Origin of the sequence: Streptomyces sp. NPDC014733, assembly GCF_043083385.1 — a bacterium.
Taxonomy (GTDB): Bacteria; Actinomycetota; Actinomycetes; order Streptomycetales; family Streptomycetaceae; genus Streptomyces.
In genome coordinates this window covers 311,008-326,532 of the sequence record NZ_JBIBYO010000004.1, presented here as the reverse complement: position 1 = coordinate 326,532, position 15,525 = coordinate 311,008, and the positions used below count along the sequence as shown (strand labels likewise).

At 73.1% G+C, this 15,525-nt stretch carries 14 protein-coding genes; 7 read left to right on the top strand and 7 right to left on the bottom strand.

Going from position 1 to position 15,525, the window contains the following annotated elements; all coding sequences use genetic code 11:
• Window positions 1-154: 154 nt before the first annotated feature.
• Together ACF1BH_RS12635 and ACF1BH_RS12630 are read right to left on the bottom strand one after the other, a co-directional pair.
• Window positions 155-442 carry a metal-sensitive transcriptional regulator gene (locus ACF1BH_RS12635; RefSeq protein WP_391642453.1) on the bottom strand — a complete coding sequence of 96 codons (288 nt, stop codon included), beginning with the start codon at window positions 440-442 and terminating at the stop codon, window positions 155-157.
• A 118-nt stretch (window positions 443-560) separates the two neighbouring features.
• Complete coding sequence (locus ACF1BH_RS12630) at window positions 561-1,058, bottom strand: DUF2231 domain-containing protein (RefSeq protein WP_391642452.1); 498 nt, start codon at window positions 1,056-1,058, stop codon at window positions 561-563.
• A gap of 294 nt (window positions 1,059-1,352) precedes the next feature.
• Between ACF1BH_RS12630 and ACF1BH_RS12625 the strand changes: the two genes are divergently transcribed.
• Window positions 1,353-2,087, top strand: a complete 735-nt coding sequence (locus tag ACF1BH_RS12625; RefSeq protein ID WP_391642451.1) for a response regulator transcription factor — start codon at window positions 1,353-1,355, stop codon at window positions 2,085-2,087.
• Window positions 2,084-3,508 (top strand): sensor histidine kinase, encoded by a 1,425-nt coding sequence (locus tag ACF1BH_RS12620; RefSeq protein WP_391642450.1) that lies wholly within the window; start codon window positions 2,084-2,086, stop codon window positions 3,506-3,508. Before ACF1BH_RS12625 ends, ACF1BH_RS12620 begins: the two co-directional genes overlap by 4 nt.
• Window positions 3,509-3,577: 69 nt before the next feature.
• Here the strand turns inward: ACF1BH_RS12620 and ACF1BH_RS12615 are convergent, their stop codons facing one another.
• The 3 genes from ACF1BH_RS12615 to ACF1BH_RS12605 all read right to left on the bottom strand — a co-directional run bounded on the left by ACF1BH_RS12615 (window position 3,578) and on the right by ACF1BH_RS12605 (window position 5,566).
• Window positions 3,578-4,231, bottom strand: a complete 654-nt coding sequence (locus tag ACF1BH_RS12615) for a hypothetical protein (RefSeq protein WP_391642449.1) — start codon at window positions 4,229-4,231, stop codon at window positions 3,578-3,580.
• Between the two features lie 73 nt (window positions 4,232-4,304).
• Complete coding sequence (locus ACF1BH_RS12610; RefSeq protein ID WP_391642448.1) at window positions 4,305-5,243, bottom strand: WXG100 family type VII secretion target; 939 nt, start codon at window positions 5,241-5,243, stop codon at window positions 4,305-4,307.
• The gene (locus ACF1BH_RS12605) at window positions 5,240-5,566 is read right to left on the bottom strand and encodes a hypothetical protein (RefSeq protein ID WP_391642447.1); all 327 of its coding nucleotides are present in this window, start codon (window positions 5,564-5,566) and stop codon (window positions 5,240-5,242) included. The genes ACF1BH_RS12610 and ACF1BH_RS12605 overlap by 4 nt, the downstream gene beginning before the upstream one ends.
• A gap of 233 nt (window positions 5,567-5,799) precedes the next feature.
• Here ACF1BH_RS12605 and ACF1BH_RS12600 point away from each other — a divergent pair, with 233 nt between their 5' ends.
• Entirely contained in the window at window positions 5,800-7,011 is a 1,212-nt protein-coding gene (locus ACF1BH_RS12600) for a Shedu anti-phage system protein SduA domain-containing protein (protein WP_391642446.1), read from the top strand.
• 168 nt (window positions 7,012-7,179) lie between these two features.
• On the top strand, window positions 7,180-7,665 hold the full coding sequence (locus tag ACF1BH_RS12595) for a DedA family protein (RefSeq protein WP_391642445.1): 486 nt from the start codon (window positions 7,180-7,182) through the stop codon (window positions 7,663-7,665).
• 23 nt (window positions 7,666-7,688) lie between these two features.
• Here ACF1BH_RS12595 and ACF1BH_RS12590 read toward each other — a convergent pair whose 3' ends face one another.
• A complete protein-coding gene (locus ACF1BH_RS12590) occupies window positions 7,689-8,735 on the bottom strand; it encodes a zinc-binding dehydrogenase (protein WP_391642444.1) in 1,047 nt (348 codons plus the stop codon).
• 38 nt (window positions 8,736-8,773) lie between these two features.
• Window positions 8,774-11,989: a cytochrome P450 gene (locus tag ACF1BH_RS12585; RefSeq protein WP_391642443.1), complete on the bottom strand. Its 3,216-nt coding sequence runs from the start codon at window positions 11,987-11,989 to the stop codon at window positions 8,774-8,776.
• 410 nt (window positions 11,990-12,399) lie between these two features.
• Here ACF1BH_RS12585 and ACF1BH_RS12580 point away from each other — a divergent pair, with 410 nt between their 5' ends.
• From ACF1BH_RS12580 to ACF1BH_RS12570, 3 genes are all read left to right on the top strand, one after another.
• Window positions 12,400-13,272, top strand: coding sequence for a YceI family protein (locus ACF1BH_RS12580; RefSeq protein WP_391642442.1), 873 nt, complete (start codon window positions 12,400-12,402; stop codon window positions 13,270-13,272).
• 176 nt (window positions 13,273-13,448) lie between these two features.
• Window positions 13,449-14,945 (top strand): MFS transporter, encoded by a 1,497-nt coding sequence (locus ACF1BH_RS12575; RefSeq protein ID WP_391642441.1) that lies wholly within the window; start codon window positions 13,449-13,451, stop codon window positions 14,943-14,945.
• Window positions 14,942-15,502, top strand: coding sequence for a helix-turn-helix domain-containing protein (locus tag ACF1BH_RS12570; protein ID WP_391642440.1), 561 nt, complete (start codon window positions 14,942-14,944; stop codon window positions 15,500-15,502). The genes ACF1BH_RS12575 and ACF1BH_RS12570 overlap by 4 nt, the downstream gene beginning before the upstream one ends.
• The last annotated feature ends 23 nt before the right edge of the window (window positions 15,503-15,525 follow it).

Sequence of the window (15,525 nt, the reverse complement as noted above, 5' to 3'; positions counted from 1 at the left end):
GGAGCAGCGCGGAGACGGTGATGACCGGGTGCCCGTCGGTGTGATCGAGGCCGGGGCCGGGGCCCGCGCGGACACCGTCCGGGCGCGCGTCCCCGGACTGACCCGGACCGCCCCGGACGTCCCCGACCGCCGAGCCCCCGCCCGGCGCGTCCCGTCAGGCGAGCGAGAGGAACAGCTTCTCCAGCCGGGCGCGCATCTCCTCCGGGTCCTCGCCGGAGCGGTCGCCGTTCTCCATGTCGGTCAGGCACTGCTGGAGGCCGGTGGCGATGATCGCGAATCCGGCCCGGTCCAGGGCCCGGGAGGCGGCGGCCAGCTGTGTGACGACGTCCTCGCAGTCCCGGCCCTCCTCGATCATCCGGATCACCCCGGAGATCTGCCCCTGCGCCCGCCGCAGCCGGTTCAGCACGGACTTCAGCTCCGCTGCCGCCAGGTCAAGTTCCATGACCACTCCTCACTCGATACCCCCAGGGGTAACGTGCCGCCCCTCCGGGGCATTCCCGGAGGGGCGAGGGCGCCACGTGCCGGGCCTGCCGCACCCCGCTGCCGGGCAGGCGGAGCCGTCAGCGCTTGGCGGAGAAGCCGTCGTGCCAGGCGGCCTTCGCACCGGAGTCGCCGATCCGGTAGACCTGAACGCCCGCGCCGACCCCGATGACCAGGGACAACACCGCGGCGGTGAGGCGCAGCGGGAGGGCCACCCCGCCGCTGGAGCCCGCCGGTGCGGGGGCGCGGTGGGCGCGGCGGTAGAACCACCACACCGCCGTGGCCACCACGAAGAGCGCGAGGGCCCAGGGGAGCAGTTCGTCGCCGAGCTCGGTGTGCGCGCGGAGCAGCGGGTCGCTCTCCACATGCCGCTCCAGCCACTCGCCGGCGCTGGTCGTCAGCGGCACGCTGATCAGCGAGACGAGCGCGAGGACCGGCAGGGCGAGCCCGATCCGGCGCATGACCGAGGGGAGGGCGGCGCACAGGATCAGCGCGAGGGCGGTGAGGGGTACCAGGACCACGACGAAATGCACGAAGAGGACGTGCGCGGGGAGGCCGTTGATCAGGTCGAGTCCCACGGGGGGCTCCTTCGGGTTCGGGGATCGGGCCGGGCGGGAGGCGGGCAGGGTACTGCGGCGCCTGCGATGGCGGAGCGGTGGCCGCGGGCAGGAGTCCGATTTCTCCTGCACGAGCCGTGAGCGTCGGGAGCCTCCCGGCGGACGTGTTCCGGCGATGGGCGGCCCAGCATCACAGCTTCTGCTCTGTAAAGCTTCTGAAAAAGCACTGCCGGCCGGTCCCGGCGCAGGTTCAGAGGAAACTCAGAGGACGGCCTCGCCCCGCCGGGACCGGCGCCGGGGCATGCTGAAGGGACCATGAACGAGCCGCGCACCGCACCGCCCCTGCTCCGTCCCGACGGAGATCCCGTACGGGTCCTCGTCGTCGACGACGAGCCCGATGTCACCGAGGTCCTGGCCGGGGCGATGACCGGCGAGGGCTGGCAGGTCCGGACCGCCGCGGACGGCGCGGGCGCGCTCGCCGCCGCCCGCGACTTCCGCCCGGACGCGGTGGTCCTGGACCGGATGCTGCCCGATCTGAACGGACTGGAGGTGCTGCGGGCGCTGCGCCGTGCGGAGCCGGGCCTCTGTGTGCTCTTCCTGACCGCCCGCGACGCGGTCGAGGACCGTATCGCCGGTATCACCGCGGGCGGCGACGACTACGTCACCAAGCCGTACAGCCTGGAGGAGGTCCTCGCCCGGCTCCGCGGGCTCCTCCGGCGGGCCGGGATGACCGCCGGGCCGGGCACGAACCGGCTCGTCGTCGGGGACCTCACCATGGACGAGGAGGCCCGGGAGGTCCGCCGCGGGGAGACCACCGTCGACCTGTCCCGCACCGAGTTCGAACTGCTGCGTTTCCTGATGCGCAATCCGCGCCGGGTGCTGTCCAAGGCCCAGATCCTCGATCGCGTCTGGGCCTACGACTTCGGTGGCCGCGCCCATATCGTCGAGCTGTACATCAGCTATCTGCGCAAGAAGATCGACGCCGGACGCGCCCCGATGATCCACACGGTGCGCGGTGTCGGCTACGTCCTCAAGCCGGAAGCACCGTGAGGCGGCTGCTGCCCCGCACCCTGCGCGGCCAGCTCACCGCCGGGCTCGTCACCCTGCTCGCCCTCGCCTGCCTCGCCGTCGGCGCCATCACCACCCTCGCGCTGCGCGACTTCCTCCTGGGGCGCCTGGACGAGCAGCTCACCGCGTCCGGCGGCCGGTTCGCCGCCAGCCTGGAACACGAGGCCAGGCCCGACGCCGACAACCGCCCCGACACCCGGGGCCAGGCCGACGCCACCTTCGGCGCCCGCCTCCTGAACGGCACCGTCACCCAGGCGGCCGTCGTCCGCGAGGCCACCGACCACCCCCTCGCCCTCACCACCGGGGACCGCCGCGCCCTGGCGGACGTCCCCGTCGACGGACACGGACACAGCATCCGCCTCTCCGCCCTGGGCTCCTACCGCGTCACCGCCGTCTCCGGCGACGACCGGGACACGCTGCTCACCGGCCTGCCCCTGCACCCGGTGGAGGAGACCGTGGAACGCCTCGAAGCGGTGGAGGCCACCCTCTTCGGCCTCGCCCTCGTGGTCACCGGCATCGCCGGGGCGCAGTGGGTACGGATCTCCCTGCGCCCCCTGCGGAACGTCACCACCCGTGCGGCGGAGGTGGCCGGGCTGCCGCTCGCCAGCGGGGAGATCGCCATGCCGGGGCCGCTTCCGGACGCCGACGCCCGTACCGAGGTCGGCCAGGTCAGCACGGCCCTCAACCACATGCTCGGCCATGTCGAGGACGCCCTCACCCGCCGCCACGCGAGCGAGGAGCGGCTGCGGCACTTCGCCGCCGACGCCAGCCACGAACTGCGCACCCCCGTCGCCAACATCCGCGGCCACGCCGAACTGGCCCTGCGCCACCGCGGTCCCGTCCCCGCCGACGTCCGGCACGCCCTGGAACGTATCGACGGTGAATCGCAGCGGATGACCCGCCTCGTCGACGATCTGCTGCTCCTCGCCCGCCTGGACGCCGGGCGCCCCCTCGAACACGAGCCGGTCGACCTGACCCTGCTGATCCTCAACGCGACGGACGACGCCCGCGCCGCGGGCCCCGGCCACCACTGGTTCCTCGACCTTCCCGAGGAACCCGTCACCGTGACCGGCGACGCCCACCGCCTCCAGCAGGCCATCGGCAACCTCCTCGCCAACGCCCGCACCCACACCCCGCCCGGCACCGAGGTGACCGTCGCCCTCACCACCGGGCCGGACGGCGTCTCCGTCGCGGTGAGCGACACCGGCCCGGGCATCCCCGACGAGGACCGGCCCGAGGTCTTCGGCCGGTTCGTCCGCGCCGACCACGCCCGCTCCCGCACCACCGGCAGCACCGGGCTGGGCCTCGCCATCGTCCACGCCGTCGCCACCGCCCACGGCGGCACCGCCACCGTCACCAGCCGCCCCGGACGGACCACCTTCCGCCTCACGCTCCCCGGCTGACACCACGGACCCGCGAGCCCCCTGACGTACGGGCGCGACCCCCCTGCCGCTGCCCGTCGCCGCGGGGCGCTACCCCGGCCGCCCCGCCGTCAACAGCTCGCCGAGCCACGGCACCTGGCGCCGGTCCGGCACGTCCAGCGCCAGCCACGAACCGTCGGCGAAGGCCAGATCCACCCGGCCCCGGTGGCGCTGCGGGTGCGGCTCCCGGCGCAGGCCGTAGCCGCCGTGCGGGACGGCTCCGAGCAACTGCGCCGCCTCCCGCTCCGGCAGCGTCGGCTCGGTCAGCAGCAGCAGCCGCCGGTCGGTGACGGCCAGCGCCAGCCGCGTGTGGTCGTACCCGGCGACCTCCGCCGTACCGGTGCGGGCATCGACGACGAAACGGCCCGCCGCGCTCTCCCAGCCACCGGCCCATACCGGCCCGCGGAAGATCCGCCGGAAGCCGCGCCAGGTGCGGCGGGCGCCGGCCTCCAGCAGACCGGCGGGCAGCGAGACCAGCCACATCACGAACGTCACCGGCAGGAAGATCCGCTGCCATCCGGTGAACCGCGCCTGCTGCTCGGCCGCCGGCTTGGGCCTGCGGTGGGCCTTCGGAACGGTGTCCGGCGCGAGCGGATCGAGCCGGACGGGCAGCGCCCCGCGCAGCGTCTCGCCGGGGCCGAGGAACGGCGCGCAGTGCGTCACGAGCCAGCCGTCCCGCTCCGGCACCAGGGGGGTGGGGTGCATGTCCCTCTCTTCGGTCTGCTGCGACGTTGCCGTCGCGTCACGGGAGCCGGCCTCTGCCCGTCGGCCCGGGCGGTCAGCCGAAGGTGTCCTCGATACTGCGCTTGGGCACGTGGTACGGCTCGGGCTCCTTGGGGCCCTCGTCGTCCAGCGCCTCCCCGCCGAAGTGCTTGATCGCATCCTCCGCCGGGGTCTTGAAGTCGCCGGTGAGTCCGGTGGCCTCGTTGAGCAGAGGCTTCGAGCCGTGCTTGGCGATCTGCCCGCTCACGACGTGGTGGGCCCACCAGTCCTTGCTGCGGAAGGCCCCCTTGCCCATCGGGCCGCCCAATTTACGCAGCGTACCCGCGGCCTTGCGCGCCTCGTTGAAGGACTTGGCGCCGCTCTTGAACTCCTTGACGGCCTTCATCAACTCGCGCAGCGTCTTGGCGAGTTCCGCCGAGACCTTCTCCACCCGGGCGAGGAAGACCGCGACCTCGGCCTCGGCGACCAGCCCGTCGACCACCGTGGCCAGCCCCAGGGTGAGGATGTCGGTGACCACCATCGCGGCCAGCGTCATCGCCGCCCACTCGATCGCCTCACGGATGATGGCGACGATGGAGTCCTCGGCGAACTTGCTCTCCTTGGCGGCCTGGCTGAGGATCTGGGCGGTCTTGCCCATGTCCTTGCCGGTGTCGTCCAACGCGTCGATGATCTTGCCCATGCTGTGGCCGAAACCCTCGGAGGCGTCGCCCTCCCACTGCTCGGGCAGCCGCCGCGCCCCCGACCGCAGCTCCGCCGACACCCGGTGCAGCGCCTCGCCCTGCGCCTTCCACTCCTGGGCGGCCGCGGTCAGCTGCGCCGGCATACCGGTGACCTCTTCGAGCTTGTCCATCAGCCCGACCTTGTCCAGGAACCACCGGATGGCGTCGTCGAGACCGGAGTCGAGGCCGTGCTCCTCGTTGTTGTGGATCTGCTCGACGTCGGGGAGCTTCTCGATCTCCTTGTTGACCCACGCGTAGGCGTCGGTGACGGTCATCCGGCCGCACCCCCGCCGTGACCGCCGAAGGTCTGCTGCTGGGCGTACTCGGTCTGGACGTAACCGCCCGCCGTCGCCCGCAGCCCCTCGGCCACGCCCTGCAGCAGATCGGCGAGGTCGTGGATGTTCTGCTGCGCCGCGGTGGCGTGCTCGTTGTACGAGGAGTGCAGCTCGTCGGATTCCGGCAGCTTGCCGAAGGCGCCCGACGGGATCTCCACGTGCTCCAGCGCCCGCCCGATGCGGGGCACCTCTTCCTTCTGCCGTTCGGTGTGCGATGCGTAGTGGAACAGCGTGTCGGGATCGGTGCGGAATTCCCCACCCATGGTGTGAGCCCCCCAACTCGGGTCGTATGCACGGTCCCGCGTCACTGTAGGGAGGGCGAGAATGGGAGTTTTCAAGACAGAGTCAAGCGATGCTCACGCCTGCTCCAAGACTTGACGAATTCTTCCGGACTCCGTCGTTCGGCGTGTTGTGCGGGCACGGAACGGCAGCCCGACCGACGGCTGCCCGCCCACCGCCGGAACGCATTGTCAGACCCGTGGGCCACACTCCGCCCATGGACACACGATCCGACATGGCCCTGGAGATCCACCTCGAAAAGATCCTCGCCGCCGCGACGGCGGAGACGGTGACGGACGCGATCACGGCTGCCCTGCGCCATGTCCGGTCCGGCACCGGGGGAAGGCGGAAGGGCGGCAAGGCACTCACGGAGCTCCTTCGCGGCGCGCGGGCCTCGGCCGCGCGGGCGGAGGAATGGGAAGTGGTGCGCTCCTTGCAGGACGCCCTCCACTACACGGAAGGTCGGCTGCTGAGACCCGACTACGAGGAGAAGTACCGGCTGCATTACGGGGATCGCGGTCCGCGCGACCGGCTGGGTCTCAGGTCCATCACGAGGACCGTGACCATGATGAACGAATTCTGGTGCGGGGAAGCCGGGAAATATCTCGCCGAACATCCCGGAGCCGCTCTCGAAGAGGTCATGGCGCACATACGGCAGCTGGGGCAGGACGCCCGGTTCACGCAGGCTCCGGTCGAAGATCCGGCGCGCTATCACATTCCCCGCGGGGCCGCCGAGCTTTCGGCGTGGACGGAACGGGTGCTGAGCAACCGCGTGGAAATCGTGGATCCGGCGAAAGCCGCCCGCCGCATCGTGTCCTCGCCGGAAGCCCTCTCCGTGCTGGCGGCGGACGAGGACGGGAGGACGGTCCTCCGCGCGGCGGAATTGCAGCGCAGAGCCGTTCACCTGCGGGAACTGCGCCGGGTGGCCGAGGACCCGAACGCGTCCGAGCACGCCTTGCAGCAGGCGCTGAAGGGGATGTACTGGATGTTCGGCGGGCGTTTCATCGGTGAGGCGCAGCGCAGAAGACTGGTTCCCGGGGACGAGGTCGACATCCCGTTGATCCGCGGGGACGGCTCGCTCCAGATAGTCGAGCTGAAACAATCCGCGGCGGTCAAATTGGTCAAGGGACACCGGGGTGCCTGGGTTCCGCGGCGGGAAGTGCACGACGCCGTGGGGCAGGCCATCAACTATCTGGTCGGGCTGGACGAGAACCGGGAGCGTATTTCCGCGGAGTTCGGGATCGATACCCGTCGGGCGAACGCACTCGTGCTCATCGGGCATCCGCTGAGCCAGCCGGAGATCGGCGAAAGAGAGATCAACGACGCGCTGCGTATCCACACCTCGCATCTGAACCGGGTCGAGATCCTCACGTACAAGGAGCTCATCGACGGTGCCGAGAGGGCGCTCGCGGCGGGTGACGTGATGTAGCCGAGACCAGGAAAGGGCGGTGGGGGGATCGGTACCCTGGTGGTGTCGGATGGCCCTGGCCAGGGCCGTATCGGGAAGTCCCGGATGTGGCGGTGTGCCGCGTCGGGCCGGGAGCCGGGGCCGCCGCGGCAGGACGCGGGGCCGGGCCGGCGGTGAGGCGGAGGCGTCGTGGAGAAGGTGGTGCTCGCGGCCGCCGGTCTGTACGTCATCGTCCTGCTGCGGGCCGGCGGGACCTTTGCCGTCGGGTGGCTGGCCGCCGCCGGGGCGCGGCGCAGCCGGTTCGCGGAGCGGCTGTCCTCGGCCAGGTTCGTACGGGCGGAGCGGGCGATCCAGCGGTGGGGCGCGCCGGTGGTGGCGGTCTCGTTCCTGACCATCGGGTTCCAGACCGCCGCCAATTTTCTCGCCGGGACCATGCGGATGCCGCTGCCCCGCTATCTGCCCGCCCTCTTCGCGGGCGGGGCGTGCTGGGCGCTGCTCTACGCGACGGTCGGCGTCGGCGTCGTGCAGGTGGTGACCCGGCTGTTCGCCGAGCGGACGGCGCTCGGGGTGGCGGTGGTCGCCGCCCTGCTCGCCGCGGCGTGCGCGGCGGTGGTGTACCGCCGCCGACGTGCCTCGCCGGCCGCGCGGGGCAAAGCCGCGGCCGACGAAGCCTGAGGGCGGGCGTCCGGCCCGCGTCCCTACGGCACCAGGATCAGCCGGATCGGGTCGCCCTCCTTGTGCTCCAGGCGGCGGACCGCTTCTGCGGCGTCGGCCAGCGGGAGATGGCCGGTGATCGACGGGCCCAGATCGAGGCGGCCGGTCGAGGCCAGCCGGATGAGCTGTTCGACGTGGACCGGCGAGGAGCCGTAGTGGCCGCGGATCTCGTTGCGGTTCCAGCTGAAGCGGGTGCCGTCGGTGACGGTGAGCGGGTGCGGGGTGAGCCCGGCCAGGACCATGACGCCGCCGCGGCGCAGGACGGCGGCCGCCTGTTCGCGGACGGCCGGGACCCCGGCGAAGTCGAACGCGGTGTCCAGCCCGCGGCCGCCGGTGGCGCGCTGCACGGCCGCGGCGAAGCCGGGGTCGGCCGGGTCCAGGGCGAGATCGGCGCCGAAGGTGAGGGCGCGGTCGCGGGCGCCGGGCAGCGGGTCGACGGCGATGACCGGTGCCGCCCCGGCGAGCCGGGCGAGGCGGATGCCGTGGGCGCCCAGACCGCCCGCGCCCCAGATGCCCACGGCCTGCGCGGGGCGGACCGCGCCGGTCTCCACGACGGCGGCGTACGGGGTGGAGACGGCGTCGGGGATGATCGCCGCCTGGTCGAACGGGAGGTGGTCGGGGATCGGAGCGAGGGTGTCCTCGCGGGCGAGGGCGTAGGCCGCCCAGCCGCCGTCGTAGTCGACGCCGCGGGTGTGCGGGCTCAGGCACGGGGTGCGGCGCATCGCGCAGTTCGGGCACCGGCCGCAGCTCTGGCCCGCCTGGAGCGCCACCCGCGTGCCCGGGGCCCAGTCGCCGAGGAGTCCGGGCCCCAGGGTGTGGATCACCCCGGCGACCTCGTGGCCGAGGGTGACCGCATCGGCGGGGACGAACGGCTTCAGGCTGCCGTCGATGAGGTGGACGTCGGACAGACACACCCCGGCGGCCTTGACCTCGATCAGGACCTCACCGGGCCCCGGTTCGGGCACCGGCACCTCTTCGACGCGGAAGGTGGTGTCGGCGAGGTGCAGCCGTCCGGCGAGCATGGTGTTCATGGGAGGAACCTCCGGGTTCCGGGGGTGGGCGGGACGGTTCAGGAGGCCGCGTAGACGTCTTCGACGTAACGGCCCTCGGCGATCAGTCTGTCGAGCCAGGCGGCGGCGTCGGCGTCGTCCGCGCCGGGGTGGTGGGCGCGGTGGAGGGCGCGGAAGGCGTCCCGGACGCCCGGGGCCATCCGGGCGCCGTCGCCGCAGACATAGACCTGGGCCCCGGCGTCGAGCAGCTTCCACACCTCGGCGGACTCGGCGGCGATGCGGTGCTGGACGAAGCGTTGGCCGTCGACCGGGGCGGCGCTGAAGGCCGGGCGCATCCGGACCGCCCCGGCCAGTTCGGCGGCGCGCAGCTCCCGGGAGTGCAGATAGTCGGCGTCCGGGGCGTCGCAGCCGAAATAGCAGAGCGCGGGGGCGAGTGCGGCGCCGTCCGCGGCGAGGGCGAGCCGGTCGGCGACGGCGCCGCGGAACGGGGCCAGGCCGGTGCCGGCCGCGACCATGATCAGGGGAGTGTCCGCGTCGTGCCGGATCCGGAAGACCTCCCGGCACGGCTGGATCCGCGCGTACACGGTGTCGCCCGGACGCACGGAGTGCAGATACCCCGAGCCGGTGCCCCGGTAGGTGCCCCGGCCCGAGCGGGCGGGGGCCTGGAGGAGCGAGACCATCAGGTCGACGTGGTGCGGGTCGCCGGTCGGCGAGGACGAGACGGAGTAGTGGCGCGGCCGGATCGGCGCCAGCAGCTCCAGCAGCACCGGCCAGGTCAGCTCCGCCGCCAGCGCCGGGTGGTCCTCGATGACGTCCAGCAGCCCGCGGTGGTCAACGGCGCGCGCCGTCTCGTCCTCCGCCAGCGCCTCCAGGGCCTTGCGCTCGGGCGGGCAGGGGTTGAGCGAGGCGAGGAGCGTCAGCTGTCCGGCGGTCGGCCGGTCCTGCAACTCGACGTGGTGGGTGAGGAGTTGGCGTGCGGTGACCGGCCGGTCGAGGGCGAGGCCGTCGCGGCGCGGGCGGTGGGCGGTGATCTGCAGGACGGCGTCCGGGTCCACCCGCAGGATCCGGACGGCCCGCTCCACCAGCTCCGGCGCGTTGGCCGGGAGCACCGTCAGATGGTCCGCGGTGCGGTACGTCTGCCCGGCGGGCAGCGCGAGGCGGACGTACCGCTTGGCGCGCGGGTGGTCGGGGCGGGTGAGGCTGCCGGTCTCGGTGACCGTCATCGCGGTCATGCCGTGCCGGGCGGCGAGCGCGTCCAGCGGGCCGCCGGTGATCTCGGTGACGGTGTGGGCGGGGCCCTCCGGCGTGGTGGCGGGGGCGGCGCCGGCGCTCTCCGGGTCGCCGTAGCCGGTGAGCAGGGCGGTGCGCAGGGCGCCGGTGAACGCGGTGACCGTGCCGTTCAGATCGCCCGAGGCGTCCGCCTCCGCACGCTCCAGCAGCCGGGTGCCGCCGAGGGCGGCCAGCTTGTCGTCGATGAGGGTGGGGACGCGCTGGTAGGTGGCGGACCAGTTGCGGTCGCCGACGCCGAGGACCGCGTAGGTCACCCCCGCGGCGGCGCCGGGCCCGGCGGTCTCCAGCCAGTGGACGAACGCGGCCGCGTCGTCCGTGGGGCGGCCGTTGTACGAGGCGGCGGCGATGACGACGGGCCGGTCGGTGGGGAGGGCGCCGGCGTGGGCGTCGAGCGGGGCGAGGGCGGTGGCGCAGCCGGTCTCCGCGGCCGTGTCGGCGAGGCGGGCGGCGATGTCGCGGCAGGTCCCGTAGTTGGAGCCGTGCAGCAGCAGGATGCCGGTGTCCTGCCGTACCCGGGTGGGCCGGGTGCCGTCGGCCGGGGTCGCCGCCTCGTGCGCGGCGCCGGCGGGCGGCGTGCTGCGGTGCGCGGCCCGGTCGGCCGGGGTGCGCGGGGCGAGGCCGAGGGTGAAGCCGTCCGGCTTGATGGTGAGCGCCTGCTTGAGGTCCATCGTGTAGCCGGCGTGGTCGAGCAGCCGGTAGCGGTGGACCAGCATGGCGAGCATCATGGTGGCCTCGTGCAGCGCGAACTGCCGGCCGATACAGGCGCGTTCACCGGTGCCGAACGGCTTGAAGGCGTGCGGGGAGCGGGCCGCCTCCGCCTCGGGGGAGAAGCGCGAGGGGTCGAACAGCTCGGGGTTGTCGCCCCAGGCCGGGTCCCGGTGGAGCATCGGCGTCAGCACCGTCGCCCACTGCCCGGCCCGCAGCGGTACGCCGCCCAGCTCGGTGTCGACGAGCGCCCGGCGGGAGAAGCCGGGGGCGGGCGGGAACATCCGCAGCGTCTCGTTGAGCGCGCGGCGGGTGTGGTGAAGCCGTCCGATGTCCTCGAACGTCGGCTCCGGGTCGGGCGTGTCGCCCCACAGCTCGTCCACCTCACGCTGCACCTGCCGCAGCGCGGACGGGTTCTTGAGCAGGTTGTAGAGGGCGAAGGAGAGGGTGCCCGAGGTGGTTTCGTGTCCGGCGATGAGGAAGGTGATGACCTGGTCGCGGATGTTGGCCAGGTCGAGGGTGGTGCCGTCCGAGGGGTGGGTGGCGCCGAGCATCAGCCCCAGCAGGTCCTCGTCGTCGGGCGCCGGCGCGTCCGGTGCGGTGCGTGCCGCGATGACCTCGTCCACCACCGACGCCAGATAGGCGGCGTCGGCGCGGAACGCCGCGTCGGCCTCGGTGTGGTCCCGCTCCGGATCGCGGCTGAGCTTCGTCATCGCCCAGTGCAGACAGCGCACCAGCGCCCCGACGAAGGGGTGCGGCTCGTCCCGCTCGAAGGAGCCGAAGTCGAAGCCGAATCCGGCCAGTCCGATGGTGTCCAGGGTCATCCGGGTCATGTCCTCGGGCACGTCGACGGGTGTGCCGTCCGCGCACCGGCGATCCCAGGCGGCGATCAGCCGGTGGGCGACCCGCAGCATCACCGGGTGGTAGGTGCGCATCGAGCCGAGCGCGAAGGCGGGCATCAGGATGTCGTGCGCCTTGGCCCAGTTGGGCTCGTCGTGGTACGCGGTGAACAGCCCGTCGTGGGTGAACTCCCGGACGTTCTCCAGCGCCGGCCCGATCGCCTTGCCGAAGCGCCGCTCGTCGGACAGCTCGGTGACCAGGTCCAGGCTGCTGACGAACAGCGTGTCCCGGCCGTGCTGCCGCTGGATGAAGGCCGGACCGTGCTGCCGGGCCAGGGCCATGGTCCGCAGCAAGGGGGTGCGGGCCGGGGTGTGGGAGACGTCGACGACGGGGATGCCGCCGAGGTCGTCGGGGTGCGGTGGGAGCACAGTCGCGGACATTGAGGCGAACCGCCTTCCGTGAACAGGGGAGACCGGAACGACTCGCGGGATCGGTTCCGGCGGTCCTCTCCAGCCTGTCCGTTGCGCGGGCCACCGGCCGCCACCGCGGTGCACGATCGTGTAGTGCCCACATCCGTACGGGGGTTGCGGAACCGCCCGGGGTGTGAGAAAGGCGGATGGGGGAATGGGTGGGTGTTCACGACGGCGGAACGGGGTGATCGGATCCCCTCGGTGGCGAGGTGCGAGAAAGGTCACCTTTGGGCGGCTCATGACAGCTCAGGATCATTTCGCCGCGGCGTCAATGAAAGGATAGAAGCGGAAGAGGGGGGAATGCGCACCATTTGTGCGCTCCCTTCCGTGCTCCGCTCCCGTCCCCGCCGTACCGCACAACCGATGGGCCCCGTCCTGCCATGCCTCTCGCCTTTCTGAACCGCCTGCGCGACCGAATGCCGCACAGCCCTCCCTCGCCGCTGCCCGGCGGTGCGGGCGCGCTGGACCTGCGGGTGGACGATCCCGTCGGACTGCCGATGGCGGGGGTGGCGGTCTCGGTCCGCAACCTCGGCGGCCAGGAGGTGACGCAGGGGCGGACCGACCCCAACGGGCGGCTGACGGTGACGCTGCGGCCCGGTGCGTACCGGCTCGTGGTGACGTCCGACGGGTTCCGGCCGGAGCGGTGCGAGGTCGAGGTGGTGGCGGGCGAGCGGACCGGGCCGCGCCCGATCGCCCTGGAGCCCGCCCCGGCGCTGCCGCTGCCCGCCGCCGGACAGTGGCGGATCGACCCCGACCACAGCGCCATCCGCTTCACCGCCCGGCACATCGGACTCGCCGAGATCCACGGCCGGTTCAACCGCTTCGAGGGCGGCCTGTGGATCGGTGAACGGATGGAGGACTCGCGGGTCGAGGTCGCCATCGAGGCAGCGAGCATCGACACCGGCGTACGGATGCGGGACGAGCATCTGCGGTCGGCGGAGTTCCTGGACGTGGTGCGGTTCCCGTATCTGCAGTTCGCCGGGGAGCGGTTCGTGCACAAAGGCGGCAGCCGCTGGGCGGTGCAGGGCGTGCTGCAGCTGCACGGCGTCAGCCGCACCGTGCAGCTCGACACCCGCTACCTCGGGATCGGCACCGGTATCGCGGGCGAGACCCGCACCGCCTGCCAGGCCGTGACCGAGCTGCACCGCGAGGACTTCACCCTGGACTGGCGCACGATGCTGGCCAAGGGCATCGCCGCGATCGGCGCGACGATCCGCGTGGAGCTGGACATCCAGGCGATCCGGCCCGAGTAGCGGCCCCTCGGCAAGGGCGGCGGCGCACGGTTCCCCCGTGCGCCGCCGCCCTTTTCGTGTTCCCGCCCCCGTGTCCTGGCTCACTCCGGAGGGCGATGGCGTTCGAATGCGAGGATGTCATCGTACGATGACATCAACCGCTGACATGGCGGCGTCACTGAACAGGAGGAGCCGGCGTGGAAGCCGCGCGAACGAGGTCCCCGTGGAAGCAACGGGCCCTGGTGCCCGTGCTGGTGTCGGTCGGGATGCTGGTGGCGATCATCAGCAGCCTGGGCGCACCGCTGATCCCGACCATCGCCCGGGTCGACCATGTCTCGCTGGAGGTGGCCCAGTGGTCCCTCACGGTGACGATGCTGGTCGGCGCGGTCGTCACGCCGCTGATGGGACGGCTGGGTGACGGGCCGCACCGGCGCCGGGTGATCCTCGGCGGGCTGACGCTGGCGCTCGTCGGCAGCCTGCTGGCGGCGCTGCCGACCGGCTTCTCCGGACTGCTCGTGGGGCGGGCGCTCCAGGGCGTCGGCATCGCCCTCACCCCGCTGACCATGGCCACCGCCCGTGACGCGCTGCCGCCCGAGAAGGCCCGGCACACCGTGGCGACCCTCTCGCTGACCGCCGCCGCCGGGGTGGGCCTCGGCTACCCGCTCACCGGCGTCCTCGCCCGGTACCTGGGTCTGCACGCCGGATTCTGGTTCGCCGCCCTCGCCTCCGCGCTGGCGCTGCTGGCGCTCGCCGTGGTCCTGCCGCCGTCGCCGGCCAGGCCGAAGCATCCGCTGGACCTCACGGGGGCGCTGCTGCTCGCCGTGGGTATGGCCGGGCTGCTGCTCACCACCACCGCGGGCGGCCGCTGGGGCTGGACCTCGCCGAAGCTGATCGCGCTGGCCGGGGTGTCCCTGGCGCTGCTCGCCTGGTGGGTGGTGCACGAACTGCGCACCCCGCACCCGCTCGTCGACGTCCGCCTGGTCCGCGACCGGCCGGTGCTCGCCGCCGACCTCACCGCGGTCCTCTCCGGCGTCGGCATGTACGTGATGCTGTCGATGGTGCCGCAGTACGTGCAGACGCCACGCTCGGCGGGGTACGGGTTCGGCGCCTCGGTGGTGATCGCCGGGCTGATCCTCACCCCGTTCTCGGTGGCCAGCATGGTCTCCGGGCGGCTGGTGCGGCTGGCGTCCCGCTCCGTGTCGCCCGGCCGGATGCTGCCGCTGGGCTGTCTGATCTGCCTGGGCGGCACGGCGCTGTTCACCTGGGTGCGGGGCGGGCTGTGGGAGGCGTTCGTCGCGATGGGGATCATCGGGCTGGGCGCCGGGGTGACCGTGTCCGTGATGCCGGCGCTGATCGTGGGCGCGGTTCCGGCGCACGAGACCAGCAGCGCGCTGAGCTTCAACCAGGTGGTGAAGTACATCGGTTACTCCTCCGGCAGCGCCTTCACCGCGGCGGTGCTCGCCGCCCACCCCGGGACCGGTGGACTGCCCGCCGAGAACGGTTACCGGGTGGCCGGGATGGCCGGCTGCGGCGTCTGGGTGATCACCGCCCTCATCGGATATCTGCTGGTCCGCGGCGGGTCCGGGCGGACGGCAACCGGCTCCCCGAAGACGGTGGCGCTCGCCCCGGCGCATAAGGTGGCAGCGGTCGAGGGTGAGCCCGCGGGGCGGGAGGATGTGGAGGCACGGCGGTGACCGGCACTCAGGAGGCGCGCCGCAGGGATTCCGCGCGCAGCCGCGAGGCGCTGCTGCGCGCGGCGAGCGAACTCTTCTCGGAACGCGGCTTCGACCGCACCACCACCCGTGACATCGGCCGCCGCGCGGGCGTGGACCCGGCGCTGATCGCCCGCTACTTCGGCGGCAAGACGCAGCTCTACCTCGCCGCCGTCGAGGCGGAACGGGGCGACGCGCCGGTCAGCGACCTCCTCGCCCCGGACCGGCTGCAGCAGGTCCTCGAAGGCGCCGCCCGCCGGGGTTTCGTCCCGATTCTCCAGGTCGGTGTCCAGCCGCTGAGCGACCCGGCGGCGGACGAGGCGGCCCGCGCGGCGCTGCACGACCGGCTCGTGGAGCCGCTGCACCGCCGGTTCACGGCGGAGGGCCGGGCGCAGCCCCGGCTGCGCGCCGAGATCGTGGTCGCCGCGGTCATCGGCATCGTGCTGGGCCGCCGCTCCGGCGCGTTCGAGGAGTTGGGCGAGGTGGCGTCGGACGAGTTGGCGGCGCTGCTCCGGGAGACGCTGGGCGGCGGCGGGTAGCAGCGCACCCGCTCCGGACGCGC

Excerpts from the sequence above, each read along its gene's own strand:
- ACF1BH_RS12590 (WP_391642444.1), bottom strand. The coding sequence starts at position 8,735 with ATGAACACCATGCTCGCCGGACGGCTGCACCTCGCCGACACCACCTTC.
- ACF1BH_RS12585 (WP_391642443.1), bottom strand. The coding sequence starts at position 11,989 with ATGTCCGCGACTGTGCTCCCACCGCACCCCGACGACCTCGGCGGCATC.
- ACF1BH_RS12610 (WP_391642448.1), bottom strand. The coding sequence starts at position 5,243 with ATGACCGTCACCGACGCCTACGCGTGGGTCAACAAGGAGATCGAGAAG.
- ACF1BH_RS12605 (WP_391642447.1), bottom strand. The coding sequence starts at position 5,566 with ATGGGTGGGGAATTCCGCACCGATCCCGACACGCTGTTCCACTACGCA.
- ACF1BH_RS12635 (WP_391642453.1), bottom strand. The coding sequence starts at position 442 with ATGGAACTTGACCTGGCGGCAGCGGAGCTGAAGTCCGTGCTGAACCGG.
- ACF1BH_RS12600 (WP_391642446.1), top strand. The coding sequence starts at position 5,800 with ATGGACACACGATCCGACATGGCCCTGGAGATCCACCTCGAAAAGATC.
- ACF1BH_RS12625 (WP_391642451.1), top strand. The coding sequence starts at position 1,353 with ATGAACGAGCCGCGCACCGCACCGCCCCTGCTCCGTCCCGACGGAGAT.
- ACF1BH_RS12580 (WP_391642442.1), top strand. The coding sequence starts at position 12,400 with ATGCCTCTCGCCTTTCTGAACCGCCTGCGCGACCGAATGCCGCACAGC.
- ACF1BH_RS12615 (WP_391642449.1), bottom strand. The coding sequence starts at position 4,231 with ATGCACCCCACCCCCCTGGTGCCGGAGCGGGACGGCTGGCTCGTGACG.